The following is a 26,785-nucleotide window of genomic DNA, read 5'->3' as shown; positions in this document are numbered from 1 at the left end:
ACCGGCGATCACCTGCGGATTTGTCCTATATATGAATAAATCCTCTCGTTCGTTATTTCCTTCACGGCCCTGCAATAATCTCCGGGAGAAAAATTTTCGTCCACGAACCGGATGCCCTGGCATCCGCCGTCGCAGAGAGGAAGATAAGAGCAGCTTTCACACGCCGGGAGGTTGAACTCCCTTTTGAGAGGCTCATCTTTCTTTTCAACGTCACCGGCCGATGATGGATCGTCGAAAATATTGCCGCAAAGACTTTCATTGCATTCCGTCTCTCTTCCTGCCTGCTTCAGGCACCTGTGAATCCCGCCGGATGGATCTATTATTGCAGAATAAAAATTTTTGAACGGGCAGCCGGGCATGATATGGTTGCTCATGGGTTTTAATAACGGGTTAAGTCCGTGTTTCATCGCCAGCCTCCATGCCTCGTACAGGGGGGCTCCGTGATCGTTACCAATGCTGCACTGGAAAGGATGGAATCTGCATATGGAGCTTCCGAAAAGAAGAGGGCTGACTGACAGTCCTACTTCATTCGTGCCAAAGTCGCGTTCTTTTAGATCAAAGAAGAGATCATCCAGTCCTTCGGAATTCTCTTTTGAAACATGGATTCGCAGGAGTACCTTTATTCCCGCTTCAATACAGTCCTTCACTGCTCCGGCGATCGTATCATAAGTCCCGCTTCCGTCAATGTTTTTTCTTATTTTATCATGATACTCACGCGAACCCTCAAGAGTTAGCTGCACGACACTGACAAAAGGCGAGAGTTCACCGATCTTTTCCCCTGAAAGCATTGTTCCGTTGGTTATCAGGGCGGCATAAAAACCGGTACCACGGGAGACGGCCCATTCTTTCAGTTCGCTGAGCAGTTTTATTAAAATATTATATTCCAGGAGCGGTTCGCCGCCGAAGACTCTTATATTGAGATTTTTCCGCCTGCTTGCAGAGGTCTCTTCTTTTATAAAAGATATCGCCCTGTCGATAGTCTCATTTTCAAATGAACGGCCTCTTCCCCTTTCCCCCGATCCGCAATAGCTGCACGCCAGGTTGCATCGTTCGGTAAGACAGATGCAGAATTCATATTCGCCCGGGTCCATGACTCTTGAACGAAAACTGTTCTCGTAAGCAAGAAATTCATCCTTCCCATCTTCCACGATGAAACCGTTCTGATGCAGTGCTGCAATATAATCATCATCAAAGGAGCTGAGGTCCCTGTGTAGCAGGGAATTTTTCACCGCATCATCAATTACCGCTATAGATCCCTGAAAGGAGTTGAATAAGAAATATTCTCCCGTATCAGTTCCGGGAAGATATATGTTGTACATCGAGTTTTTAATTTTAATCATCCCCGCGGGCTGAAATTTTCCGGCTGAAGTGCTCTTCGATCTTTTTTCCGATCAGCTCTTTGTTCAGGCCGCAGTAGACTGAGCCCGGAACGGAATCCCTCATGTAGCGTTCCATCGGGCACCCTCCGCCGCAGAGGGGAAGATACTCGCAATCCCTGCATTCTGCAACGGTCAGGGGACTTTTCGTGAGAATCTTGTAATAAAACGGTGTTCTTTCATCAAAACTGCCGGCGTGAACCGACCCTATGGAATATTGTTTGTCGCCTGTGAAAACAGGGCACATGTAGATATCACCGTGGGGATCTATCATGTAGACACCTTTTTTTATATATCCGCAGCAGCTGTGGAGATATTCGCCTGAGATGGTGTCATCCGTAATCTCAGTCGAAAAACCGCAGGCGGCTGCAAGACGCCTGGCCCCTGGCAGCAGAACCGAAGCCTTTTCGGAGCCCCGGACCATTTCTTCGTCGTCTATAAAATGAAGACAGGCATCTGATGGTGCTGCAAGTGCGAAATAGATATGAAATTTGGGATTTTTATCGAATCCTCTCCTTTTGAGATCTTCAAGCAGCACCTTCACGTCGTTGAGATCGCTGAAAATGTGTACGCGGAAGGAAATATGACCGTCCCAATCCTTTAAACGCCCGACATTGGTCATGATGTCCTGGTATGTGCCTCTCCCCCCCGAATAAAACCTTTTGGAATTATGAAAATCTTCCGCACCGTCAAGCGTTACCTGCAGGGATGATATATACGGGAAGAGGTCAAGCACCGTCTTATCGTCGATCAGTGTTCCGTTTGTAGTCAGCGTCCCGTAATATTCAATCGATCTCTCCTTCGCCCATTCGAAGATCTCTTCTGCTATGGTTCTGCATGTCTCAGTCTCGAGGAGCGGTTCTCCCCCGAAAAAACCAAGAATAATCATCCTGCTGTTGTTCGAAACCGTCGTATGCCTGATGAACTCTATCGTTTTCTCCACCGTCGCTTCGTCCATCCGTTTTTTCGGAAGTTTCAGTCCGGTCTCGTAACAGTAAGGACAGGCCAGGTTGCACCCGTACGTCGGGTATATTATGAAACTCGATATTTTTGCAGAATACCTGTCAAGTGAAAATTTGTAATCGAATATCTTTCTTTCGTCGACAGTATCCCCGACAAGAATTCCAAGTTTCATCATCCTGCCGCGGATCTCATCGCCAGGTCCGGCCGTGGCTTCGCCGGGATCTTCGATCATTTTTCTGACCTCCCCGTCCACGAGTGCCGAGGAGCCCGAGAGTGAATTGAAGCATACAAATTCATCCTCTCCGGCAGGAATAAAGATGTTATAGATGGAATTTTTCATTCGTCACCATCTCCCGGAAATCCCGGTTGTGAATATTTGAGATAGGCGAGGATTTTTCTCTCTTCGAGAGATTTGTGAAGAGAACAGTCCCCGCTCTGGAAGCTCTCGTTACCCGAGTACGCCTTAAACGCACAGCCCCCGCTACAGGTCGGGAGGTACGGGCAGTCCCTGCATTTTTCAATCCTGGCCGGGTTGCGTGACATGAATTCGATCATTTCGTAGGTTTGTCCTGCGATCCTTCCCCCGTCGTCTATGTATGCCGCCTTATGCTCTTTCTTACCGACAAGCGAGACGCATTTGTATATGTCCCCGTAAGGGTCGATAATGTACGAGTAGTTGTTGAAGAAACTGCAAAACGGCTGTATATACGTCGGGACAGGCTTTGAGACGAGGCTGAGCCCGTACCCGGCTGCCTTCTCCCAGACTTCCGGCAGGATCTCTGCGTAATCGTTGTCCGGGATGCACTCCGACCCCGGCAGGCATCCCGCCTCTCCGATGTTCATCAGGGGGAACACGTACGGTTTTATAAGCGGATCGCTGCCGAAACCGCGTGATTTAAGCTCTTCAAAAAGTTCTTCAAGCAGCCCGAGATTGTCCTTTGAGATCTGTACCCTCAGGAACACCGGAATGCCGGACTCCTTCAGGATCGATACCGACTCCATGATCCTGTCATAGGTGCCGGTTAGGTCTTTGCGGACCCTTTTTTTGTCGTGGTACCATCGCGGGCCGTCGAGAGTCAGCTGGACCGCATTAAGGTACGGGGAGAAGAGGCCCGCAATCCTGCGGTCGATAAGAGTGCCGTTCGAGATCAGCGCTGCCTTAAACCGTACATCCCTCTCTTTGCAGTACAGAGACAGCTTTTCCAGTATCTCAAGACCCTGCCTGTAGTTGAGAAGCGGTTCGCCGCCGTAAAGCGTCAGTCCGAGGTTCCTGCATCCGGAATCATCGACCGTGTTCATTATGCATTTTATGACTTTTTCCGAGGTTTCTTTGTCCATGCTCTTTGAGATAACCTCTCCTCGTCCCTCGTAGCAGTAGGAGCATGAGAGATTGCAGGCATATGTAAGAAGAACGCTTACCTGGACATCCCTTGTTGAAAACTTCTTCTCCTGGAATTTATATTCGAAAAAAGCCCGCTCATCGGTATCCTCTCCTGTAACGACTCCGAGCTCCCGGAGATTTTCAAGCGAATTTTCGTCGATATTCCCTGATTCACCTGCTTCGTTTTCAAGGATGCTCTTCATCTCTTCATCAACCGTTACTATCGTACCGGAGAGAGTGTTGAAGAGCAGGTAATCACCCCCGGAAAGGGGCAGAAAGGTATTGAAAATCGACGGCTTCATGAAAAAACCTCCCTGTATTTTTCAGGATAGTGATACCTGAAATGGGAGACTATCTTCTTCTCTATCTTCTTTTTCATATACCTGCAATAATTCTCCATGGCCTCCTCATCACCCCTGAGGAATTCAAACGGGCAGCCGCCGTTGCATACGGGAAGGATATTGCATTTTTTGCAGCGGACGGATGATACAGGGTTGTTCTCGATGGTCCTGAAGTATGAGCTGTTCCATTCGGGCATGCCGTTTTCATCTATCGCCCCGGCCGAATACTCCTTCATTCCGCAATAGGCTGGACATAGATAGATATCTGCAAGAGGATCGACGACATAACAGCCATTGCGGATATATTCGCAGGGAACCGGGCTGCCGGAGATATAGCCGTGTTCCTCCCCGGACCTGTTAGTCAGCGATCCTCCCCACCCCAGGCTGTTCGCCAGTCCCCAGTATCTGGTGGTCTTTTCAATCATGTCCGTGATCTCCGTCTCCCGGGAATCGTCGTGATATTCGTTGAAACAGGTATTCGGAGCCGTCACGTGTGCAAAATATATGAAGAAACCGGGTCTGTCCTTAAAGCCCCTCTCTTCAAGATCGGCCAGGATTTCAGATACGTCTTCCTCTGAAGCGTCGTCATCGAGATTGATCCTGACTGTTATGATTATTTTTTTATCCTTTGCCCTGGAAACTGCATCAAGAACATCGTAATAGGTTCCCGAATTGTCCATGTAGAAGCGTTTGGCGTTGTGTTTTTCGGCAGGACCATCCAGAGTGAAATGAACCGATGAAAGAAAAGGGTGCATTCTCTTGGACACCGACGGGCTGAGCAGGGTGCCGTTTGTCGTGAGGACACAGAAGTATGAGATCCCTCTTTCTCCGGCCCAGTTGAAGATATCCTCCATGATATCAAGGCAGATGTCGGATCTTAGCAGGGGTTCGCCGCCGTAAAATCCCAGCACAACCCTGCTGCTCCGGTTTTGAAGTGTCATCCCTTTAATGAAAGCCTTCGTCCGTGCGATGGTCTCACGGTCCATCGATTTGCTCTTTGGGATATCCATTACAGTTTCATAGCAGTAAGGGCACCTGAGATTGCAGGAATGGGTAGGAAAGATCAAAAAACTTGAGGTGTCGGTCGAATACTTGTGCAAATTGTGCTTCAGGGCGTAGACTTTGCTTTCGTCGGCCTCGTCATCTACGATGATCCCGAGTTCATGAAGACCGGAGATCATGCCGGGGTCCATGCCGCCGAATGAATTTTCTTCAAGCCCCGTTCGCAGCTCCTTATCGACTACCAGAAATGATTTCGTCAGTGTATTGAAGAGAAGGGAATTCCCGTTTTCTCCGGGAACTACAAGATTATAAACCGAAGATTTCATCATTCTCTCCGGCCGGATAATCATGGTGCTTTCCCTGCAGGTGAACAAGTATCCTTTGGTCCATGAACTTGGGAATCGTGCCGCAGTACCCGGACTGATACGTGCCGTTATTGATCAGCGCCCTTACCGGGCATCCGCCCCCGCATGCAGGAAGGTATCTGCATTCCCTGCACTCTGCAAAATCACGTGGATTACGTTTTTCAAGATCATAATAGGCAGTGTCCAGTTCCTCCCCGTCCTCTCCGATCGTCCCGACCCTGAATTCCTTCATTCCTGCGCAGAAAAGGCACTTATAAAGGTCTCCCGATGGATCGATAACGAACCGGCCCTTCTTCTCGAAGTTGCAGGACACCGCCTTTTGCTTTCCCAGCGGTGAGTAAGGCTGGTAATGGTTCTGCCAGCCTTTCCCGCGTACAATTGAGTCGAATACCATCTTCAGTTCCAGGCTCTTTTCTGCATCGCGGCTGCATAATCCGTTGTCTGTTAAAAATTCGGAAAGACTGTAGTTCGATATAAATGCCGTATAAAATAAAAGATCCTGGTATTTTTTCAATCCGAATTCATCCATTTCATCCAGTACCCGTGTAAACCCGGCGGGGGTATCTGCATTTATTCTCAGAACTACTTTTACTCCTGAATCGAGCAGGAGGATGAGGTTTCTGATAATGTCATCGTATGATCCGCTCCCGTCCTTGTAGCGCCTTATCGTGTTGTGCTTTTCACGGGACCCGTCGAGTGTCACCTCTACGGCGGTTATTTCAGGGACAAGCTCTTTCATAACCTTTTCATCGATAACGGTCCCGTTTGTCTGGAGAATGACATCGGCCTGTATTCCCTGCACTCTGCACCAGGGAATGATTTCGTCGAGGAGCCCGGTGCAGATGTCGATGGCAAGCAGCGGCTCGCCACCGTAGAGTTTGAAAACTACCTTGCCGGGATTTCCTTCAGCCAGTGTCTTTTTTATAAAGTCGATGGTGCTTTTAAGTGTCGCCGTATCCATGGTCTTTGTCAGGATCTCACCCGATCCCTCGTAGCAGTACGGGCATGAAAGGTTGCATGCAAAGGTAGGAAGGACGACGAAGAGATAATAATCGGGATTTTGTTTTTCATCATCGTATCTTGAACAAAAAAGTTCGCTTTCATCGGTATTGCCGGGAATGATTATGCCGTTGTCGGCCAGGACTTTCTGAATTTCTTCTTCACCGATGCTCTCGAATTTTCCATTATCGATGATATCCCTCAGCTCGTCATCTACCTGCATGATCGATCCGGTCAGCATATTGTACAGGATGTTGGTATCCTTCTCCGCAAGCGGGAGTATGTGATTATACCTGGATCTTTTCATGCTTTTCTTCCCGGTTTCCTGCAGATTCATCTTCTTCCCTCCATATAGCCGGTTAATTTCTGTTCGACCACTTCCTTTGTCATGCCGCAGAAGGACGAGTGGCAGGTGCCGTTCGTCTTCCTTGCCATATACGGGCATCCGCCTCCGCAGACCGGAAGATAACTGCATTGTGCACACTCCGGGAACCCGAGCGGGTCTCTTGACATGAAATCGGAATATTTGCCGGATAATTCAAGGCGGCCGTTTTTTACCGTTCCCAATACATTTTCCTTTTGTGCGACTTCGGTGATGCACTTGTACACGTCCCCGGCGGGATCGATGACGAACATGTTCGCATAAATATGGCACGGAACGAACCGTGCCGAAGGCTTCATATTTTTTTCGAATTCCAATATCTTTGAGAGGACTGCCGGGTCGCAGTCTTCCAAGAGTTCGCAGTCCATGTTGCAGAACTCGGAATATTTTTTTATAAGTGACGGAAACTGCCTGATCCCCTTATCCGCCGCTATCCCGTTCCTGTCCAGTTCTTCTTTTAGTGTGTCGAGAAGGCCGACATTGTTTTCATTGACCTGGATCCTGAGTGCAACGAAGATCCCGGCGGACCTGAACGCCTTTATGGCATCCATGACTTTGCCGTAGGTGCCCGAACCGTTCTTAAACACCCTTATGCCGTCATGATATTCTTTCGGGCCGTCGAGTGTCAGCTGAACTGTACTGATATAGGGCCTGAATTTGTCCACAAGATCCCGGGTGGCAAGAGTTCCGTTGGTAACCATCGACCCTTCGTACTTCAGGCCGTTCTCCCCGCACCATCGCGAAAGTTCTTTCATGATTACCAAACCGGTATCGGGATTCATGAGCGGCTCGCCGCCGAAAAGCATTATCTTCAGGCTTTTGCAGTCTGTCGGGAGCGCCCTCTTTTTTATCGCCTCTATAGCCTTGTCCCTTATTTCAGGGCTCATATCCTCCGAAACTACCGTTCCCCGTCCCTCGTAGCAGTAGGAGCAGGCCAGGTTGCATTTGTATGTCGTTATAATTACGAACCTGAGTTCTTCCGATGAGTCCAGGATCTCCCTGTACTTTTTCGAGAAGATCATCTTTTCGTCCGTTTCGTCTTCGATAAATATCCCGCCTGCCTTCATGGCCGAGACGGTATTTTCATCGAGAAGATCGTACCGGCGATCCTCTATTGCGCCAGCAAGTTCGCCGTCTGCAAGCAGAAGCGAGTTTGAGAGCGTATTGAAAATAATATATTCGTCGTTTTCCGTTTCCAGTGGAAGGATGAGATTGTAGGCCGAGTTTTTCATATTTCACTCCCTCTCATTTTTTCGGGATGGTTTCTTTTCAGGTAAGAGAGTACGCGAAGTGGTACGAATTCTTCACTGCTTCCGCAGCATGGCACATTGAATAACCCTTTTTCATTATATGCATGGACGGGGCATCCCCCGCCGCATACAGGGAAGTGAAGGCATTCGCTGCATTCTTCATATTCCAGGGGGTCTCTCAGTTTCAGTTCATAATACCGGTTGTTCCACTCCGCTATTCCTTTATCGTTAATTCTGCCTGTCCTGTACCTTTCATCCAGTGAAGTGCTCGGGCAGAGATAGAGATCACAGAAAGGATCTATGACATAGTTGCAGATCTTTAGTGATTCGCAGAAAGGCTGGAAATCACCGTTGACGTCGTCGTAGAGTGTAAAACGTGCCCTGTCGCTCCAGCCGGTTTCTGCGATGACGGCCCGGAGATCCTGCAGCAGGCTCAGGAATCTTCTTTTGTTTCCCAGGTAATTATTGTAATCATCCATGGGGATCTCAGGGGGATGGACCAGTCCGAAGTCGAAGATCAGGTTTTCGCAATCCTTCATTCCTGCCGAGGCGAGGTCTGTCATGAGGTCCCGGAGCCTGGGCAGGTTTTCTTCTTCGAAGTTTACCCTGAGCGTCAGTATTTTCCCTGCCCCGGCGATTGCTGAAGCTGCATTTATAATATCATCATATGTTCCTTTGCCGCCCCTGTAGAACCTTTTTTTATCGTGTATTTCCCTCGGTCCGTCAAGAGTTATATGGCAGGCCGAGATATATGGCGAAAGCCGGTCAAAATTTTCACCTGATAACAGGGTGCCGTTTGTCGTCAGTGTACCGATATATTTGATATTATGGGCTTTTGCCCATTCCCTGAGTTCTTTTGAGATCTGTATACAGATTTCAGGTTCTGTTAACGGTTCCCCGCCAAAGAATTTGACCAGTAGAGAACTGCTCTTATTTTCAAGAGTGGTGTTTTTTATAAACCTGATCGTCTTCTCCACCGAGGTCCTGTCCATCGATGTATCTCCGGTTCGCAATTCCTTCTGGTAGCAGTAGGGGCAGGAGAGGTTGCAGTTGTAAGTCGGAAATATGGTGAAAGCAGAGTAAGTGTTCGAGTATTTCAGGCTGTTGTACATATGGCGGCAGCTCAGCCTTTCGATCTCCGGGTTTGCGCAGATAACGCCCTGCCTGATCAGTTCTTCGACCTGGTCGTCAGGCAGTTTATCCAGGGAATTATTTTCAAGAGCTTCTTTTAGTTCCCCGTCGATCATCCCGATGGTCTTTCGAAAAGAATTGAACAATACGAATTTTCCGGGACCGGCAGGAATGATGTTGTTGTAGCATGATGCCTTCATGAAATCCCGGGCAAAGTCAGGGCTTAATCATATGCGAAAGTTGGTTTGAGGGAGAGGATGTTAACAACATCCGCTTCCCGATTCCCAGCACCAGAAATGAATAATGCAGCACCCGAGAAGGGACGAACTGCATCCCTCGGGGTCGGTGTGGTCACAGTGTCCTGATCCCGAGCTTTTCAGCCTGCCGAGATCTTTCTTTGTCAGCTCATTGGATGCTTCGATTACTTCAAATTTCATCTTCTTAACTCCTTAAACACCTGTATGTTCACCTATTTACACGAGGAGCCTTTAGCAAGAAGTTTTTTGCTGGGATTGCTCGTCTGTTCGATATACTGGATCAGCACCAGCAGAAGTGCCGGGTGCTCTTTAAGTGACTGTAATACTGCATCGGTAAGTTTCTTGTCCTTTCCGAGAAGATCTGAGTAGACTTTGATCTTGTCCATGTTTTTCTTTACAAAATCGGGGTTTTTATCGAGCCAGTTCAAACTGTCTCTTACAACATACTTAAATGGTTCCTGATCCATAGTGCCCTCCTTTTTAATTTCGCTAATTGGTTATTCTGGTATATATATTTTGGCCGGTACTTTTCGGAGCGAAAAATCTTCTTTAATCTTTATTTCCGGCATAAAGTCGGTTGAAATGTTTTGTTGTCGTTATTTATTCCCCATATTGTCAAAAGAGGGAAAATCATCTGTCCGGAAGGAATATAATCGCCAAAAAATGCATGATTTTATTGACGGGCCCGGAATCATCCATCAGAAATCATGGAAGAGATCAGCGTTATTGAACTGGCTCCGTAACTGGTTGCAGGAATGCAGTAGACCGGCACACATGCACTGATCCCCTGCCTCATTGTGAAAATTTACCGTTTCCTGAACCCGGACGAAATTACACCTGTTGGAATGCCGCCCTTTTTTATCTGGCCGGAGGATAATATACTCCGTATTGCAGGACCGATCCGCGAGCTGTACTCCAAAGATCCAGGTGTAATAAAACCGGAATATATCCTGACATAAATTCCGGTGCCGATAAGTTAATCATTAACCGGCACATGAGATCGTCTTCTGGCTCCAGAATAATATTGTCTGCCGTTCGGGGTCCAAATGTTATTTTTTACCGGCCTTTCAGTGATGGTTGAAAACGGATTTAAGTGAAATAACTCTAATGACTGCAATCACCACCAGAGTATTAATCAAATGGCAGTTCAAAATAAAAACATGAACGACATCTCCGTCATCGATCTCACTCCCGAAAATATCGCAGAATACGGGGTGTGCGGTTACAAAGATATAAAAAAACACGTCGAACTGAGGAGAAAGATCGAGTGGTTCACTAAATATTACCCAAAGGGGTTGAGGATAAAGGCGCTCGTTTCGAAGAGCGGCGGATACCAGGGGATGCTCGAATACATTCCGGGCCGGTATGCCCACCGCCCCGTCGATGCGGACGGGTACATGTTCATTCACTGCATCTTCGTCGGGTTCAAAAAAGAGTTCAAGGGAAAGGGATATGCCTCCATGCTGATCGATGCCTGCATCGAAGACGCGAAAGCGGCCGGGATGAAAGGTGTGGCGGTCGTTACGAGAAAAGGTTCGTTCATGGCCAAAAGGGATATCTTCGTCAAAAAGGGTTTTGTCCCGGTGGATCTGGCAGGGCCGGATTTCGAGCTGCTCGCACTCAAATTCGACCCGGACGCCGCCGATCCCTCTTTCAGGCCGGAGATGGAGAAGAACCGTGAGAAATATCCCGAAGGTCTCGTGATATTCCGCTCGGCACAGTGCCCATATTCGGAGAAGAACGTCGCCGCCATCATGGAGTCTGCCGAAAAAAAGTACGGCCTGACCCCCCGCCTGATCGAGATGGAGGACGCGGAATCGGTACAGGATTCCCCGTGCCCATTCGGGACATTCTGCATCATGTACGACGGGAAAGTCATCAGCCATCACCCGATCAGCAATGGCCGGTTTGAGAATATAATGGATAAGATGATGAAATGAAAAATATCCTGTTTGTCCTGACCATTGCCGTTCTTTTTGTTTTCTTTTCTTCCGTTTCGGGCTGCACCGACACTCCCGCGGAGAACCTCACAGCCTCGGAACTCGGATCAAGGTTCCTGGAAAAAGCGGACAACATCCGCGACTACACCTCCGAGTATTACTCGGACTCCGACGGGCAGGTCATCTTCGACTGGAAATATCCCGCCGAATACCGTCTTGAATATGTAAACAAAACCAATGTCGCTCCCGGCTCTCTCCTCTGCATGAACCTGACAACCGCCGTCAGCTACGATGCAGGGGAAAACGTGTACATAGTCCAGCCGGAGATAAGCGATCTACCGCAAAACGATTACCAGGCGATGGTCCGGGAGATCGTCAGGGACTGCGATTTTTCCGTCACCGGAACAATGAAGGAAGACGGACGGATGCTCTATGGGATCGAAGTAATAACCGAACCGTGGTCGGACAAGTACACCACATACAAAAGTTCGAAGATACAGGCATGGATCGATCCAAAATCCGGCCTTGCATGGAATATCACCACTTTCTCTCAGCTGGATACCGTGATCCACACCATACGTTACGAACGCATCGAAACAAACACCGGCATCCCGGAGAGCCGGTTCTCATTCGATCCCCCGCCCGGATCGAATCCGCACTGCGGCTGTGCGGGCTGGAATGCCCTGCCTGAAGGAATCGACCCTGAGACGATCGACCCCGCCCTCATGCCCGGATGCAGGAACTGCACGGAGGCCCTGATGAACTCCCCGGTCGGCGGGTTCAACGGCAGGAGATTCCTGGTATCCACTTACAGTTATGAAGGTGCCGACTACAAATTCGTCCCAGATCCAGCCCCGTCCGCCTCGGTCAACTATACCTTCTACTCCCGGAATATGAGCCCCGGAAACGTAAGTTACAATATATACCACGTAGCCGCCCTCTACGATACAAAACCCCTACCAATGCCGGAGAACTTATCCGTAACAATAGAACCCAACGAATTCAAGGCCGAACCCGGGGAAGAATATACGTCCGTGGTAACCGCCCGCCTCCTCCCTGAATCGAGGATTCCGGACAACCTGTGGCTGTACATTCATGCTGACGTCGAAGGGGCCCCGGATGCGATCACCGACGACTGGGTAAGAGTCGCGGTCGACGACGGAACGCCATTGAGCGGAGCGGCACTATATCGTTTCTACCGGAGCACCGGCGGTTACTGCGAGAGACTGCTTGTAGTCCCGCGGGGCGGATCGGGACATGCACAATTCTATATAGGCACGGGGGAACTCGAAACCGGAATTGTTACCATGAACCTGACGAGAATGCCATGTGAAATGGATCACATGCCTCGCGGGGATGACGAATGGCCTTCGTTGCCGGAAGGAATCCATATATCCGTGAACCCCGACCGGTTCCTCGCGAGAAGTTTTGCGAATTACTATCTCGACATGTCTTTTTCAGTCGACCCTTCGGTCGAACCCGGCGACTACTGTTTCAGTGCACAGTTCAGGACGCCGACGAGCGAAATAGGTTTAGCCCCGTTCACTCTCCGGGTGACTGAATGAGATCCCCGATCAGCCCGTAAAACTCCGCCGGCATATCGGCCATCGGGACATGGGAAGCAGGAAGCTCGAAATATTCCCACCCGTCCGGGTCCGCCTCGATCTTCCTCCGGGCGACACCCGTAACCGAAACAAAATCGCTCTTCGTGCAGAGGATGTAAGTCTTCGGGATCGCCCGGATCTTCGACGGATCGAAGAACAGTTTTTCAACGTAAGGGGGAGCGGGTTCGAGACCCGAAAACGACCCCGCATCGATCCCCGCCGATTCGATAAGATCATACAACGACTGACCGGAATCGGGAAGAGCAGCATCGACATAAACCAGCCGCCCGACATTCTCCGGTATCCGTGCCGCCACCCCCGTAATTACCATCCCGCCGTAGGAATGACCGACGAGGATGACGTCATGAAGATTGTTTTCGGCGAGCAGCACGCAGATCTCCCGGATATGACCCGAAAGATTACAGGAATATTCACCTGCCAGAGTCGGGGCAAAGGCCCGGTGGCCCTGGTCCCGGAGAAACGAAACCGTCCCGTCCCAGATCTCTCCGCCCATCTTCCCGTCCTCCGTGAAGACCTCTTCTCCTGTCGTCAGCCCGTTCCACGTCGCCGTATCCATGTTCCCCCCGTGCACAAAAACGAAGTCAGCCATGCCAGTCATATCCTCGTGACTGAGAAGTAATATTACGATGCATAAGTATTGTTTCCCTCTTCATCGGATTAATGCCTGAAGAGGGCCAATAATACAGGAGAAGGGAGAGCACGAGAGCATGAAGAAGACAATCATAACCGTCGTCGGCAAGGACACGGTCGGAATAATCGCGAAGGTCTGCACCTACCTCGCCGAAAACAACGTAAACGTCGAGGACATATCCCAGACCATCGTGCAGGGCTACTTCAATATGATGATGATCGTAGACACCGGCGGATCGTCGAAACCGTACCAGGAGATGGTCGCCGAACTCGAAAAACTCGGCGACGAGATCGGCGTAAAGATCCGCTGTCAGCACGAGGATATCTTTACGAAGATGCACCGCATCTGAGGTTTTCCATGATAAACATCTTCGAGGTAAACGAGACGAACAAGATGATCGAGCAGGAGAAGCTCGACGTCAGGACCATCACCCTCGGCATCAGCCTCCTCGACTGCGTCGATTCCGATCTCGACGCCCTGAACCGGAAGATCTACGACAAGATCACCCGGCTCGCAAAGAACCTCGTCCCGGTCGGAAGGGAGATCGAGCTCGAGTACGGAATTCCGATCGTAAACAAGAGGATCTCGGTTACCCCCATAGCACTTGTCGCAGGGCAGGCTTGCAAATCCACGGAAGATTTCGTATCAGTCGCAAAGACACTCGACAAGGCAGCGGCGGATACCGGCGTCAACTTCCTCGGCGGCTTCTCCGCCATCGTCTCGAAGGGAATGACCCCGACCGACGAAAAACTCATCCGCTCCATCCCCGCCGCACTCTCCTCCACCGAAAGGGTATGCAGTTCGGTAAACATCGGCTCCACCAAGACCGGGATCAACATGGACGCCGTCAAACTCATGGGCGAGATCGTTAAGGAGACGGCCGAAGCGACGAAGGACAACAACTCGCTCGGGTGTGCGAAACTCGTCGTATTCTGCAACGCACCCGACGACAACCCGTTCATGGCCGGGGCGTTCCACGGTGTCTCGGAGGCCGACGCGGTAATCAACGTCGGCGTAAGCGGTCCGGGCGTCGTCAAACATGCACTCGAAGAAGTCCGGGGCGAGAACTTCGAAGTCCTCTGTGAGACAGTCAAAAAGACCGCATTCAAGGTCACCCGTGTCGGCCAGCTCGTCGCACAGGAGGCATCCGCAAGACTCGGTGTCCCGTTCGGCATCGTCGACCTCTCCCTTGCACCCACCCCTGCGGTAGGGGACAGTGTCGCCGAGATCCTCGAAGAGATGGGCCTTGAATCGGTCGGAGCACCGGGAACCACAGCCGCCCTCGCCCTCTTAAACGACCAGGTGAAGAAGGGCGGAGTCATGGCAAGCTCGTTCGTCGGCGGACTCTCCGGTGCGTTCATCCCGGTCAGCGAGGACCAGGGAATGATCGACGCAGTAAATCGCGGAGCTCTCACCATCGAAAAGCTCGAAGCCATGACCTGCGTATGCTCCGTAGGTCTCGACATGATCGCAATACCGGGGGACACCCCCGCATCCACGATCTCCGGCATAATCGCAGACGAAGCCGCGATAGGAATGATCAACCAGAAGACGACCGCAGTCCGCCTCGTCCCCGTCATCGGGAAGGACGTCGGCGACACCGTGGAGTTCGGAGGACTCCTCGGCCACGCTCCGGTCCAGAAAGTAAACAAGTTCGGGTGTGAAGATTTCATCAACCGCGGCGGACGCATCCCCGCACCCATCCACAGTTTCAGGAATTAAAAAAATAAAAAGGATTTAATTTCTGTAGTGCAGAAATATCGAAATTGTACTTTCTTTTTTACAATAAAACGACAGAATTATAATTGATTAAAAGAGTTCATCAATAATGAATCCCTCTTCCTCGTTTAAAGATCAAAACTCTATCGAATATCTTCGGAAAAAGTTATGGTGTGGACGGGAATTTGGCCAAGTCGCAGTAATGATCGGAAGTGGATTCAGTCGAAATGCCGATAAAATATCCCAAGATACTCTACCATTTCCATTATGGGATGATCTCTGCCAGATAATTCTTCGTGCGACATACCCCCAAGGATCTTTGTCAAAATTGGATTATGACAAAAAAATTCAACAGCTAATCAAAGAAAAAGACCCTCTACAAATTGCTCAGGATTTTCAGGATATTTTCGGTCCGTCAGCTTTAGATGAACTGCTAATTCAGACAATTCCTGATTTACAATATTTACCCGGGAATCTCCATACCCTCATGCTTACTTTGCCATGGTCAGATGTTTTTACTACAAATTACGACACTTTGTTGGAAAGAACGTTGCCAATGGTATATGAAAGAAAATATGATATTGTTTCAACTATTTACGACATTCCCCAAAAAATGAAGCCTCGAATTGTAAAGTTACATGGAAGTTTTCCTTCATATCGACCGTTTATCATCTCAAAAAATGAATATGAAGAATATCCTGAAAAATTTGCACCTTTTACGAATATTGTTAGACAGTCTATTATGGAAAATGCCTTTTGTTTGATTGGTTTCTCTAGTGGAGACCCAAATTTTAAACAATGGAAAGATTGGGTTTATGAATATTTGAGGGAATATCGACCTCAAATTTATTTATGCGGAGTTTTGGATTTAACTGAGGAGAAACGAAATGAATTACTCAAAGAAAAGATTACTCCCATCGATTTAGGTTCATTATTCCCTAAAAGCGAGTGGATCGATCCTGATTTACGTCATAAAAATGCACTTGAATGGTTTGCTTTAAATTTGATGTACGGTGCACCTCAAAATCCAATGCGATGGCCTGAGCCCTCCGAAAAAACACATTGGAAACCTAGTAACCAACTAATACCTGATATCCCTCCTGGACCTCCTCGATTACCAGAATTAGGATCTTTATTCCCAAAATCTTATGATAATCTAACGGTTGCCCAACTTGAAGAAGTATGCCAGAAATGGAAAAATCAAAGAGAGTTTTATCCGGGGTGGACAATTGCGCCTTACGATAACCGGAAAAAATTAATAGAATATACATCAGATTGGGCCGAAGTAGCCCTGAAGACTTTGAAAGATGTCTCTGTTCCTAAGAATATTGAATTACTTTATGAATTTAATTGGAGAATTAAAACTTGCCTTTTGCCAGTGTTTAGCAATTGGGGTGAGGTGTATGAGCAGATTATTCTTTCTTATAACCCGTATCCAAAATTAGTACGGAATGAAAAAAGTATTTATTCGCCTGATAAAGAGGAGTGTAATCAGTACGACTGGAAAAAGATAGGAAAATACTGGGTGGATTTGATATTTTCACTTATTCGAGAGGAAAGATGGGATCAGAATCATGAAAAATTTCAATTTTGGATAAATCTCATCGAAGAGGTTGTAAAATTAAATAATGAATGGTATTTGCGATGGTATTATGAAAAATGCTTATACTCACTCTCAAAATTTGATCAAAAAAACTTAAGGAAATTATTGAAAAATTGGCCAAAATCTCATAATTTGCCTTTTTTTGAAGTCAAACGTGCGGCTTTACTCGCTGAGCTTGGAGACATTTTTGAAGCAAAGAAAATTACAGAAAAGGCACTTAGTGATATTCGGTCTAAAATGCATACCGATCCTTATAACTACCTGTTTTTATCTCAGGAGGGATGGACGATGCTTCTATTGCAATCAGTCCAATCTGAAGAATTAGCTGAATCTGGAAATTTTTCAGATTTATCTAATGTACGTAGTAAATTTAGAGACCGCTGGGATAGGCTTGCTTTATTTAATTGTAATCCTTGGCAGGAAATTGAAAAACTCCAATTTATTTTAAAAAATAGTCCACCATCTGAATCAACTGAATTTACTGTTGATATGGAATTTGATCCTGGTAAATTTACTAATACATATCATATCTCTTCTTCATTTGTATATGTCGAAAAATCCCCTGCTTTTGCATTTATACGGATTTTCGAAGAAGTAGGATTACCTGTAAATTGTGGAAAGATGCCATTGTTTCATGAAGCACTTTTGGATGCGTCAAAATGGATAGAACCTAATTCTCCTCCATGGGCAATGAGTTTAATGATTAGGACCGGAAATGAAAAGGAAATTGGAGAGTTTTTTAATAGATCTCGGATTGTATTGATGACCTCTGATCATATTAGCAGCTATTTTGATTTATTTATTAATTCATGGAAACAATCCTTTGATTATTTAAATGAAAGTAATCAAGAAACCGGTAAAAAAGAATCATTTTCGAATTTGCAAGTAAGGATTACATCAGAATTGTTATCCCGTTTAGCATTTCGATTATCTCAGAAACAGATCAATGAATTGTTAGACATCGCGATTCAACTTTATTCCTGGAATATAAAAAATCAGAATATAACTTTTAATAGGCCATTAAATCACTTATTTGAAAGAATATTTTATTCAATGAATGATCTAGAGATTATAGAAAAATTAAATATTTTACTCGATTTGCCAATATTCATTCATTCGGAAAGTCAGCATCCCGGAATGGATGATCTGGCAGATCCATTTACATTTATTGAATGGAATCGGAATACAATAATCGCTGAAGAACTTCGCTCAACCTTGACCACTTATACTCCTCAATTAATTGATCTCGTGGAAAATGGCGAAATCAATGATAGAATTCGTGCTATTCATCGCTTAATAAAAATGTATGAAATTAAGGGTTTATCCTCTATTGAAGAAGATAAATTTGGGAAAGTTTTATGGTCGAGATGTGACCCAAATACTGGTTTGCCTTCAGAAACATATTTACTCAATGCATCATTTTTATATCTTCCTGAACCTGAATCAGGAATCGCTCGTGAAAAGGTACATTCATTTTTATCTTCTATGGATGTCCCAAAAATATTTACAAAATCAATTTCTGCCGATGGAAAACCCGGGATAACAACATCAATTGGATCAAGCTTCGATAATTATATCACAAATTGGAGGATAGCAACATTTCCCATTGGTCCGAGTGAAGGAATAAAGATTGAAAAATCTATTGATTGGACTAGTGATGATGCATTTAATCTTCTCCTAAAAATTGAAAAAATGTGGGATGAAGATAAAGAACCAATCATCAATTACTTTGGTAGTGATTCCGGTTTCTTAAAATCAAACGCAGATCAGGAAATAAGAGGAATTCTTGAATTATTGCTGATAGTGATTTTACCCAGATTTTCAAAAATGGAAAGTCCTGAAGCAAAACAAATTATTAAGTCATTAATTGATGAAATGGAATCAAATAATATTTGTACGAATTTATTAATTGCTCTACAGATCTTAATTGAACCCGAAAAATCTGAAGAAATATCCCGTAAATTAAGAAAAGGATTGATTTCATTAGATGAAAATGAGATCAAAAATTCAGTATACGGTCTTTTTTATTGGATTGTTTTTGCTGAACAAAAGTTATTGGAACCCCCTTCTCCGGATTTTATGTCAGAAATTATTAATCAGATCACTAACCGGAGGCAGCCAAATTTAAAATATAATTTATCTATGGTTACGAATATTCTAAATCGGTATACAAAATTTATATCCCCGGCCCAGATTGATTCACTTTGTCTTACTCTTGAATATCTTTTAACTGAAACCGAGATCAATTCTTCATGCAATTTAAAGCAATCCTCACCTCAATCTACAGTTATATTGTTTCCTAATAAACCAGAATTCCGTAAAATATCAACCCGTCTTGCGTTTGCTCTCTTTAATTATTTTAACAGGGAACAGATGGAAATCCCAGATGTAATTTTAAAATGGAAAGAAGTTGGTCAGACTGATTCACTTCCAGAAGTAAGGCGTGAGTGGAAATCAGCATGATCCTTTAAGAATTCATATTTTACTAATCTAAAAATTTTTTAGGAGAATTCTGATCAAGAACATTGTAAGTTCACAAATAATTCTTATTTTTCGACGATATAAACCATCATCTTTTCCAGCGGGATTATTTCAAGGGACCCTTTGCTTTCCAGGATCTCCTTCAGGTGGTCGAAGTTCACGGGTTCGAACTCTCCCCCCGGGTGAATCTCCAGCAGCCCTTCGGTGGTGAAATCGGAGATCACGATCCGCCCGCGGGCTACACGCGAGACCTCCAGGACCGCCTTCCTTCTTTCGCCCGGAGCAATGTGGTGGAGGGAGCCGAAACAGAGTGCCATATCGAACTCGTCATCGGAAAAGGACAGGGCCGTGACATCATCCTCCTTAAAAGCGATCCTGCCGGATACGCCCTCCGTCTCCGCCTTTTCTCTCCATGCCTCGATCTTCTCCCTGTCGATATCGACGGAAGTGACCGTACAGTCGTACTCCTTTACAGCAAAAATCGAAAGAGGACCCGCCCCGATATCCAGTATGCTCTGGCCCTTCGGCCCGGCAAGTTCGAGGACTTTTTTTCTCAGAACCAGGCCTTTATCTCCACTTCGACTGTCGCTTTCTTCTTTCATATCTATCACTATCTTTGATCTCGTGTTTATTTCAGAACCGGTGTCAGGCTCCTGTTTTTAAACCCCGCCCCCACTCCTTTTTCCGGGTAATATCATGGATGACGGTAACGACTCTTATAACATCTCCGTCGCTGAAGACAGGAATTTTCGTTGAGGCGACAACGACCGTTCCACCGGGAAGGACGATCTCTTCTTCTCCTGAAACCGTTTTTCCATCCGGGAAAAATTTCCCGTACTCGTCAAATACGGCAGGCGGAAGAAAACGAAGGAGATCCCTCATCCCGGGGCCGGATATATCATCCGGAATTTCAAAACCAAGTTCTCCTGACAATCTCCGAAAAGCCTTATTTACCAACAGGAATTTGAGATCTCTGTCAACCACGAATACCGCGTCCGTCACTGCGTCAAGAGTCTCTGCATACTGGATCTCCGATCTTTTCAGGGCCTCTTCGGTCGTCTTGCGGCTTGTAATATCATATGATACACCAAGAACACCTGTGGATATTCCGTCGTGATCTTTAAGAGGCAGTAAACTGACACTGAACCAAAAGTCTCCTGTAGGGAGGCTCTCAATCATCTCGCGGTAAAATGGTTCTCCCGATCGTAACACTCCAAGCACCCCCTTCATATGGCCTTCAGCCTGCTCTTCGGGAAATATTTCGAAAAGAGTTTTCCCCAAAACCTCTTCCTTTTTCTTCCCGAGCCCGGACGCTGCCGAATTATTCAGGTATAAAAGCCGTCCTCCTTCATCGATAACATAGATCATCCCCGGAACATTTTCGGCAAGATTCACGTATAGTTCGTCCTTTTCCCGGATACTGTTTTCAGCCTCTCTGCGGGATGAAATATCCCTGGAAATTGTCTGTACCCCGTCTGAAGCATCCCTGCCGTTCAGAAAGACGGCCGAGCTTTCGAGATCTGCATATGAGCCGTCTTTTTTACGTATCTTAAGCTGGATCGGACCCGGTTTTCCTCCGGAGTATAGTATGGAATTGTGCCTTTCAACCCTTTCCGTCTCTTCCGGCCCCAATATCTCCGAATAGTGAAGTCCGATAAGTTCTTCGGGTTTATACCCGAGTAGCTTTTCTGAAGACGGCGAGACATAGACAGCCACCCCTTCCGAATCTCTTCGGATTATTAAATCCGGTGAATTTTCAACAATACCCCTGAATTTCATTTCGCTCTCCGCCAAAGCCGTCTCTGCATTATGGCCGTTGACAGACTTTTTGATCTTATGAACCAGTTCCGCAAACTGGGCCTTCGGATCTCCTCCCTTCTGCAGATAGGAATCGGCACCTGACTCAAATGCCTCTATTACGACCTCCTCCCTGCCCTTTCCGGTAAATATTATGAAAGGTATGTCGTTTCCCGACCGGCGAAGTTCTTTTAAAAATTCGATTCCGTCCATCCCGGGCATCTGGTAATCGGATACGACTATATCGTACGGCCTGTCTTTTAAAATTGAAATTGCCTCTTCAGGCGACTCAACGGTATCGACAGATAAATCCCCGTCCTTTTCAAGATAAACCTTGGTGATCCCGAGAAGGAGGGGCTCATCATCAACATAGAGGACGGAGTACATTTAATCCCTATTTCAATTTCATATTATTTAACTTGTTAATTAAATTCATGAATAAATGAGAATCCGGTGATTCCCGGCATTTTTATGCATTCATATGCCTGTTTTTCTCTCCGGGATGTCCCGGGCGGCACGGTAATTGGACAATAGGAAATTTAATTGCGGATATTTCATAACTATCAGATAAGAGGGAGCAGTGGAGCAGACTGTGAGATCTACCCGGAATATAAAACCAAAAAAAATTAACGATAAGCTGGCCGCGATCTTACCGGCTGCTGAACTGAAGAGGCATTAGCAATGAGGGAAGATTATTTCAGGAAAATACTTGACAGCCTCCCGGTAGGCATCGCTATTCATACCGCCGGCCCGGAGACATCCTTTGAATACTTCAATGATCATTTCCTGAAATTCTACAGGATAACAAGGGAAGCGCTCACAGTGCCCGAAGCGTTCTGGGAGAATGCATTTGAAGATCCGGTTTTCAGGGAACAAATTAAAGCACGGATTCTTGAAGACTACATGAGCGGTGATCCGGAGAGGATGTCCTGGGACTCTATCCCCATATCACGCAGTGACGGCGAAACCACTTATATCAATGCCAAAAGCATCCCGGTTCCGGGGAATGACCGTGTGATCTCCCTGGTATGGGATGTAACAAGGTTCATAAAAACCAGCGAGCAGCTAAGAAAGAACAAGATAAAAATGGGCGATGCCATGGATCTTGCGAAGCTCGCCAACTGGGAGTACGATGTTGAATCGGACAACTTCAGTTTCGACGACAGGTTCTATGCACTCTACGGCACCACAAAAGAGAGAGAGGGGGACACCATGACCGCCGAACAGTACGCGGAGAGGTTCATCCCGACGGAAGAGCGTTTCGTCGTGCCGGAAGAGGCGGGGAAAGCCATTGAGAGCACTGATCGCAACTATGTCGCACAGGTGGAGCACAGGATTATCCGCAGAGACGGGGAGATCAGGTATATCAATGTCTCTATAAGGGCGATTAAAGATGAAAACGGCAGGACCGTAAAGCTATGGGGTGTAAACCAGGACATCACCGAACGTAAAATGGCCGAAGAGGCCCTGTCGGTTATAAACAACAAGCTCAATATGCTCTCGTCCATTACGAGACACGACATCCTGAATACGATCATGGCAGTCCGGGGATATATCGAACTCTCGGAGGATTTTATCGAAAACCCGGAGATGCGGAAATATATTGAGAAGGAAAAAGAGGCGGTAAATGCAATCCAGCACCAGATCGAATTCACCCGGCAGTACCAGGATATAGGAGTAAATGAACCGGGATGGCAGGATACAGGGAATATGGCAGATTTCGTTGCCAAAACACTTGATCTTGACGGTATTAAATTTAAAAATGCCCTACACGGACTTGAAATATTCTGTGATCCCCTTACCGAAAAGGTATTTTATAATCTGATAGAGAACTCCCTCCGTCATGGTGAGAATGTAAACACCATTGGTTTCTCCTACTCGGAAAAAGGTGGCAGTCTTGTTATTTATTACCGCGACAATGGTGTCGGCATCACAGACGGAGACAGGGACAAACTCTTCAGGAAGGGTTTCGGCAAACACACGGGCCTCGGGCTGTTCCTGTCGCGTGAAATCCTCTCGATTACCGGTATCTCGATAACAGAGAACGGAAAGGAAGGGGGAGGAGTGAACTTTGAAATTGTCGTTCCCAAAGGCGGGTACAGGTTTGCCTCCGTTGCCTGACTTATATTCTTTTTACAGGATTTCTCTACATGCCGGGGAATCCTGAGCAGAAGAGGACAGGATCACGGCAGCCGGCTCCTTCCTTGCAGTAAAATACAGAAGTTTTCCATTTTTCGAGTGCCTCACGTATCTGAGACCAAAAGTCGAACACGCCTCCCGGAGATCTTTTTCATATATCGGGGCGTTGAATTTTCCTTTTTTGTAGTAATATCTCCAGTATAAATCGACGAAAAGGCCGCTCTCCATAACCGGCGAACAGCACACAAAGACTCCTCCCGGCTTCAGGACACGGCCCGCCTCGTTTATCGCTTCCCCGATACCGGGAACGAAATGCAGCCCGAGCGAACATGTCACGAGATCGAATGACTCATCCCTGAACGGGAGTTTCATCGCATCACCCCTGACCGGGCTGAAAGGGATCGTCTCCGAATCGAGCCTTCTTTTTGCCTCCGCAAGCATTCCCGGCGAGATGTCAAGTCCGGTGCATTCATTCGTCCTGCCGAGGATCGTTTCGCAGAGCCCGTTTCCGCAGGCGATGTCGAGCGCCCGGCAGTCCTGAAAATCCGCAAGCAACTCTTTCATTTCATTCCGGTGGATGCCCGACGTGGTCTTATACAGAAAAGGCATGACATAAAACTTCATCTTCCTGTCGTAATCTTCAGGTATAACGGGCATTTGATCTATTCCGAATATTTAACTGAATATATCGACAGGAGATATGAAATTATTTTGCGGAGGATTTTCAATCCTCTTCAGAAGCATGATTATTTTTAAGATAAACTCTCGCAATCGCGTAGAATGCTACGAAGATCATCGTAAAAATAGTCATTAGTGCGAGAGTTCCGTAGATATCCCCCGTCCAGTATACATGCCCGTTTCCGGCAGTAACTTCGTAATTGGACCCGAGTGCAAAGTCCCCGAAGAATTCGATCGTCCTTGAAGCATAGAGGAGCACCGGCAGAATCCAGAACGCCTTCAGTGATATCGAAGTGCCCGGGCTCTTCTCTGTATCCGAATATCTCAGGAAGCAGACGAATATCATGTAAAAAGTGAACACGCACAGGAACCATCCCAGGAAGTTTACGAACGGAACTCCGAGGTAGACGCCGCCGTTGTGCCATACCCATAGCCTGTCGATCGTAGAGTTGATCGGGTCCATGCAGATATCCCACATAACCATCACGAATGAAGAGATCACGGGCAGGAGTATAATCCCGCAGCCGCCGACCGATGAATCTCTCTTATCGAGCAGTATCGATCCGATCGTCCAGGAAAGATATCCCATTGCAAAATATGCGGGCATGATCATGACCGGGACGAGCCCCAGCATGGGACTCCAGCCGGTGGAATAGTTGTAATGCCCGAACGGGAACCCGGTCAGGATGCTCACCGTCTCATACGTCCAGCTCACGATGAATATCAAGACGAAGAAGAAGAGCATCTTCTTCCAGTCGTACCTGATGGTACCGTGCCAGAATGCGAAGATCGCGATTACTATCGTGCTCGAAAGCCCGAAGATCGTTAAGCCGGTGACGGTTTTCATCGTGACGAGGATCACGGTGAGAACCAGAAATGCTACTCCTGCCGGTACAAAGTATTTGTTATCAACACCAGTTTCTGCCATATCTAAGCCGCCCCATTAATTTTACAGCTTTTACAGTTCCAAACTGTTTTTTTGGTATAAATATTTTCCTGCCCGGACCCCGTGATTCAGGCATCAAAATGGTTCTTAAGGACTAGTGCACCCGGTGCATCTCGACTGTCGCCGGGGGCAGGAGGACAATATGCCGTAAGATCTGCGGTCATAAGAACAAAGCCGCAATACTACGAACTTTCGGCGGATGTCCGGATATCCGCCCCGCGGTTGCGGGCACGGGTGAGAAACGCCGAACCGCCTGTCTCTGCCATCGCCTGCTCTGCAGCCTTAAGAGAATCCTGCATCCCGGTATCGCCGACGGCGTAGACGGTCGGGCCGAAGGAGCTCAGACCGATCCCCGCGGCATCCGTTGTCCTGAGAGCGTCCATTAATTCGCGGATGAGAGGCGACTGCAGGCTGTGTTCCACCTTTTTGAGGCCGAGATCCTGGATCGCGTTCACCGACGAGCCGAAGAGGTCGAGGTCTTTTTCAATGATGCCCGGGAGCATCTGCATCAGGATCGTGTGGCAGAGAGCCTGGACATCGGCGACCGGCACTGGACAATACTTCCTGAATATGTCGACCTCGGCCTTCCCGTTTGCACCTTCCGGAATATCGGGTATTGCGAGAAGGATCTTCCAGTCCTCGGGGAACGGGTGCCTGAAGAGAACAGGAGCGGGCTTAACACCCGCCGAAACCGATGACGGCCTGAAATCGGATTTTTCTCCTGCCGGACCGAAACGGTGTCCTCCGTCAAGAATGAAGCCGCCCGACTCGAATGCTGCAGTGCCGATCCCTGATGTTCCGCCCCTTCCCGAGATCGCCGCGATCTCCCTTACGGGAAGGGGGCGGTAGAGTTCGCTGACCGCACGGGCGGTGGCGAGGCTGAGCTGGGTGCCGCTGCCGAGGCCGATGTGGCCGGGATAGGTATGATGAAGAGTAACCTCTGCACCGCCCTTTACCCCGAGCGCTTCAATTACATCTTTTACGGTTTTTTCCATCCTGCCGAAGTCATCGCCGCCGCAATTTATCTGGATACCGTCACTCCTTTTCGCCTCGACGACTATGGCCGGATCTTCGACCGAGAGGCCTATGCCCCCGTCGACTCTCCCTGAACTTCCGTTCATGTCGATTAAGCCCATGTGAATCCGTGCAGGCGCCTCGACAATGACCCGTTTCTCCTCCGTAAAGTTGGAGTAAGGGAAGGTTTCCCTTATAGAGATCAGGGGTTTTCCGCCGGTGATAATCCGGTAACGCCTGGAAAGCAGGGGTTCGTGGCGGAAGACGCCGAGGACGTCGCTGACCCCGGCCCCCGCACGGCAGACCCTTACGTCGTCGAGTTCGCGCCGCGACTCAATGTGGTGCATCTTCATTATACGCCCGATAGGAATATCCGCCAGCATGAGATCGTCTTTGAACGAGGGTTCAAGACGGGATATGGGGGAATCAGAAGCCGCGTAAAGGAGCACCTTTTCGGTTTCGCCCTCGTTCAGCGTTACGATGCGGTGATTGACAGGCTCTCCCAGAGGTATCTCAAGGGATGCGGCGACAGTTTCGCCGGCGGGCACCACTTCCTGGGAAAGAGTATGGACCGTAACCTCGCAGCCCAGTACATTTTCAAGAAGGGTGGTCACCGAACCGTCGGTGCCGAGGAGGATCTTCTGCATGGGAGAGAGAGTCCCGACCTCCTCTTCCAGCTTTTGGAGGTTATATGCGATATTGAATGATTTCATAGGTTTCCATTTTTATATCGGCTACCGTGCTAACACTAGAAGTCTGTCTTAT

At 47.6% G+C, this 26,785-nt stretch carries 21 protein-coding genes; 6 read left to right on the top strand and 15 right to left on the bottom strand.

The features are described 5' to 3' along the window. Nucleotides 1–8: 8 nt before the first annotated feature. From MPET_RS12810 to MPET_RS12775, 9 genes are read right to left on the bottom strand one after another with little or no spacing between them, the layout of a single operon-like run. Nucleotides 9–1,340: a radical SAM/SPASM domain-containing protein gene (locus MPET_RS12810; protein WP_013330457.1), complete on the bottom strand. Its 1,332-nt coding sequence runs from the start codon at nt 1,338–1,340 to the stop codon at nt 9–11. Then, nucleotides 1,333–2,679 (bottom strand): radical SAM/SPASM domain-containing protein, encoded by a 1,347-nt coding sequence (locus MPET_RS12805; protein ID WP_013330456.1) that lies wholly within the window; start codon nt 2,677–2,679, stop codon nt 1,333–1,335. The genes MPET_RS12810 and MPET_RS12805 overlap by 8 nt, the downstream gene beginning before the upstream one ends. After that, nucleotides 2,676–4,022 (bottom strand): radical SAM/SPASM domain-containing protein, encoded by a 1,347-nt coding sequence (locus MPET_RS12800; protein WP_013330455.1) that lies wholly within the window; start codon nt 4,020–4,022, stop codon nt 2,676–2,678. Before MPET_RS12800 ends, MPET_RS12805 begins: the two co-directional genes overlap by 4 nt. Next, complete coding sequence (locus MPET_RS12795; RefSeq protein WP_048130861.1) at nt 4,019–5,413, bottom strand: radical SAM/SPASM domain-containing protein; 1,395 nt, start codon at nt 5,411–5,413, stop codon at nt 4,019–4,021. The genes MPET_RS12800 and MPET_RS12795 overlap by 4 nt, the downstream gene beginning before the upstream one ends. Beyond that, nucleotides 5,370–6,764, bottom strand: coding sequence for a radical SAM/SPASM domain-containing protein (locus tag MPET_RS12790; RefSeq protein ID WP_013330453.1), 1,395 nt, complete (start codon nt 6,762–6,764; stop codon nt 5,370–5,372). The genes MPET_RS12795 and MPET_RS12790 overlap by 44 nt, the downstream gene beginning before the upstream one ends. Further along, nucleotides 6,761–8,041 (bottom strand): radical SAM/SPASM domain-containing protein, encoded by a 1,281-nt coding sequence (locus MPET_RS12785; RefSeq protein ID WP_013330452.1) that lies wholly within the window; start codon nt 8,039–8,041, stop codon nt 6,761–6,763. The genes MPET_RS12790 and MPET_RS12785 overlap by 4 nt, the downstream gene beginning before the upstream one ends. Then, nucleotides 8,038–9,390, bottom strand: a complete 1,353-nt coding sequence (locus tag MPET_RS12780; RefSeq protein ID WP_013330451.1) for a radical SAM/SPASM domain-containing protein — start codon at nt 9,388–9,390, stop codon at nt 8,038–8,040. Before MPET_RS12780 ends, MPET_RS12785 begins: the two co-directional genes overlap by 4 nt. Before the next feature lie 60 nt (nt 9,391–9,450). After that, entirely contained in the window at nt 9,451–9,627 is a 177-nt protein-coding gene (locus MPET_RS15405; RefSeq protein ID WP_013330450.1) for a hypothetical protein, read from the bottom strand. Between the two features lie 32 nt (nt 9,628–9,659). Beyond that, nucleotides 9,660–9,914, bottom strand: coding sequence for a hypothetical protein (locus tag MPET_RS12775; protein WP_013330449.1), 255 nt, complete (start codon nt 9,912–9,914; stop codon nt 9,660–9,662). A gap of 693 nt (nt 9,915–10,607) precedes the next feature. Here MPET_RS12775 and MPET_RS12770 point away from each other — a divergent pair. Both MPET_RS12770 and MPET_RS12765 read left to right on the top strand, forming a co-directional pair. Next, nucleotides 10,608–11,387 (top strand): N-acetyltransferase, encoded by a 780-nt coding sequence (locus tag MPET_RS12770; protein ID WP_048131164.1) that lies wholly within the window; start codon nt 10,608–10,610, stop codon nt 11,385–11,387. Then, nucleotides 11,384–12,952: a LolA family protein gene (locus MPET_RS12765; protein WP_013330447.1), complete on the top strand. Its 1,569-nt coding sequence runs from the start codon at nt 11,384–11,386 to the stop codon at nt 12,950–12,952. Before MPET_RS12770 ends, MPET_RS12765 begins: the two co-directional genes overlap by 4 nt. On the opposite strand, the gene MPET_RS12760 is transcribed toward MPET_RS12765, so the two are convergent. Continuing rightward, nucleotides 12,930–13,601, bottom strand: a complete 672-nt coding sequence (locus MPET_RS12760) for an alpha/beta fold hydrolase (RefSeq protein WP_013330446.1) — start codon at nt 13,599–13,601, stop codon at nt 12,930–12,932. The genes MPET_RS12765 and MPET_RS12760 overlap by 23 nt on opposite strands. Before the next feature lie 118 nt (nt 13,602–13,719). Here MPET_RS12760 and MPET_RS12755 point away from each other — a divergent pair, with 118 nt between their 5' ends. From MPET_RS12755 to MPET_RS12745, 3 genes are all read left to right on the top strand, one after another. Continuing rightward, nucleotides 13,720–13,992 (top strand): ACT domain-containing protein, encoded by a 273-nt coding sequence (locus MPET_RS12755; RefSeq protein ID WP_013330445.1) that lies wholly within the window; start codon nt 13,720–13,722, stop codon nt 13,990–13,992. A gap of 8 nt (nt 13,993–14,000) precedes the next feature. Next, complete coding sequence (locus tag MPET_RS12750; protein ID WP_013330444.1) at nt 14,001–15,365, top strand: PFL family protein; 1,365 nt, start codon at nt 14,001–14,003, stop codon at nt 15,363–15,365. Between the two features lie 106 nt (nt 15,366–15,471). Continuing rightward, a complete protein-coding gene (locus MPET_RS12745; RefSeq protein ID WP_013330443.1) occupies nt 15,472–19,428 on the top strand; it encodes an SIR2 family NAD-dependent protein deacylase in 3,957 nt (1,318 codons plus the stop codon). A gap of 83 nt (nt 19,429–19,511) precedes the next feature. On the opposite strand, the gene MPET_RS12740 is transcribed toward MPET_RS12745, so the two are convergent. Next, nucleotides 19,512–20,048 (bottom strand): class I SAM-dependent methyltransferase, encoded by a 537-nt coding sequence (locus MPET_RS12740; protein ID WP_013330442.1) that lies wholly within the window; start codon nt 20,046–20,048, stop codon nt 19,512–19,514. Nucleotides 20,049–20,091: 43 nt separating this feature from the next. After that, nucleotides 20,092–21,630, bottom strand: coding sequence for a PAS domain S-box protein (locus MPET_RS12735; RefSeq protein ID WP_013330441.1), 1,539 nt, complete (start codon nt 21,628–21,630; stop codon nt 20,092–20,094). A gap of 294 nt (nt 21,631–21,924) precedes the next feature. On the opposite strand from MPET_RS12735, the gene MPET_RS14680 reads away from it, so the two are divergent. Beyond that, complete coding sequence (locus MPET_RS14680; RefSeq protein ID WP_013330440.1) at nt 21,925–23,364, top strand: PAS domain-containing sensor histidine kinase; 1,440 nt, start codon at nt 21,925–21,927, stop codon at nt 23,362–23,364. 12 nt (nt 23,365–23,376) lie between these two features. Here the strand turns inward: MPET_RS14680 and MPET_RS14675 are convergent, their stop codons facing one another. From MPET_RS14675 to MPET_RS12715, 3 genes are all read right to left on the bottom strand, one after another. Beyond that, nucleotides 23,377–24,039 (bottom strand): class I SAM-dependent methyltransferase, encoded by a 663-nt coding sequence (locus MPET_RS14675; RefSeq protein WP_013330439.1) that lies wholly within the window; start codon nt 24,037–24,039, stop codon nt 23,377–23,379. A gap of 67 nt (nt 24,040–24,106) precedes the next feature. Continuing rightward, a complete protein-coding gene (locus MPET_RS12720) occupies nt 24,107–24,988 on the bottom strand; it encodes a carotenoid biosynthesis protein (RefSeq protein ID WP_013330438.1) in 882 nt (293 codons plus the stop codon). A gap of 200 nt (nt 24,989–25,188) precedes the next feature. Then, nucleotides 25,189–26,733: a beta-ribofuranosylaminobenzene 5'-phosphate synthase gene (locus tag MPET_RS12715; protein WP_013330437.1), complete on the bottom strand. Its 1,545-nt coding sequence runs from the start codon at nt 26,731–26,733 to the stop codon at nt 25,189–25,191. Nucleotides 26,734–26,785 lie beyond the last annotated feature (52 nt).

This window comes from Methanolacinia petrolearia DSM 11571 (assembly GCF_000147875.1).
GTDB classification, from domain to species: Archaea; Halobacteriota; Methanomicrobia; order Methanomicrobiales; family Methanomicrobiaceae; genus Methanolacinia; species Methanolacinia petrolearia.
Note: the sequence above shows the minus strand (reverse complement) of the source record. Positions and strands in the feature narration are given on the sequence as shown.

Coding starts and splice junctions, on each gene's coding strand:
- MPET_RS12810 (WP_013330457.1), bottom strand. CDS start 1,340: ATGATTAAAATTAAAAACTCGATGTACAACATATATCTTCCCGGAACT.
- MPET_RS12785 (WP_013330452.1), bottom strand. CDS start 8,041: ATGAAAAACTCGGCCTACAATCTCATCCTTCCACTGGAAACGGAAAAC.
- MPET_RS12760 (WP_013330446.1), bottom strand. CDS start 13,601: ATGGCTGACTTCGTTTTTGTGCACGGGGGGAACATGGATACGGCGACG.
- MPET_RS12750 (WP_013330444.1), top strand. CDS start 14,001: ATGATAAACATCTTCGAGGTAAACGAGACGAACAAGATGATCGAGCAG.
- MPET_RS12780 (WP_013330451.1), bottom strand. CDS start 9,390: ATGAAGGCATCATGCTACAACAACATCATTCCTGCCGGTCCCGGAAAA.
- MPET_RS12755 (WP_013330445.1), top strand. CDS start 13,720: ATGAAGAAGACAATCATAACCGTCGTCGGCAAGGACACGGTCGGAATA.
- MPET_RS12745 (WP_013330443.1), top strand. CDS start 15,472: ATGAATCCCTCTTCCTCGTTTAAAGATCAAAACTCTATCGAATATCTT.
- MPET_RS12735 (WP_013330441.1), bottom strand. CDS start 21,630: ATGTACTCCGTCCTCTATGTTGATGATGAGCCCCTCCTTCTCGGGATC.
- MPET_RS15405 (WP_013330450.1), bottom strand. CDS start 9,627: ATGAAATTTGAAGTAATCGAAGCATCCAATGAGCTGACAAAGAAAGAT.
- MPET_RS12775 (WP_013330449.1), bottom strand. CDS start 9,914: ATGGATCAGGAACCATTTAAGTATGTTGTAAGAGACAGTTTGAACTGG.
- MPET_RS12720 (WP_013330438.1), bottom strand. CDS start 24,988: ATGGCAGAAACTGGTGTTGATAACAAATACTTTGTACCGGCAGGAGTA.
- MPET_RS12770 (WP_048131164.1), top strand. CDS start 10,608: ATGAACGACATCTCCGTCATCGATCTCACTCCCGAAAATATCGCAGAA.
- MPET_RS12715 (WP_013330437.1), bottom strand. CDS start 26,733: ATGAAATCATTCAATATCGCATATAACCTCCAAAAGCTGGAAGAGGAG.
- MPET_RS14680 (WP_013330440.1), top strand. CDS start 21,925: ATGAGGGAAGATTATTTCAGGAAAATACTTGACAGCCTCCCGGTAGGC.
- MPET_RS12795 (WP_048130861.1), bottom strand. CDS start 5,413: ATGATTATCCGGCCGGAGAGAATGATGAAATCTTCGGTTTATAATCTT.
- MPET_RS12765 (WP_013330447.1), top strand. CDS start 11,384: ATGAAAAATATCCTGTTTGTCCTGACCATTGCCGTTCTTTTTGTTTTC.
- MPET_RS12740 (WP_013330442.1), bottom strand. CDS start 20,048: ATGAAAGAAGAAAGCGACAGTCGAAGTGGAGATAAAGGCCTGGTTCTG.
- MPET_RS14675 (WP_013330439.1), bottom strand. CDS start 24,039: ATGCCCGTTATACCTGAAGATTACGACAGGAAGATGAAGTTTTATGTC.
- MPET_RS12800 (WP_013330455.1), bottom strand. CDS start 4,022: ATGAAGCCGTCGATTTTCAATACCTTTCTGCCCCTTTCCGGGGGTGAT.
- MPET_RS12805 (WP_013330456.1), bottom strand. CDS start 2,679: ATGAAAAATTCCATCTATAACATCTTTATTCCTGCCGGAGAGGATGAA.
- MPET_RS12790 (WP_013330453.1), bottom strand. CDS start 6,764: ATGAATCTGCAGGAAACCGGGAAGAAAAGCATGAAAAGATCCAGGTAT.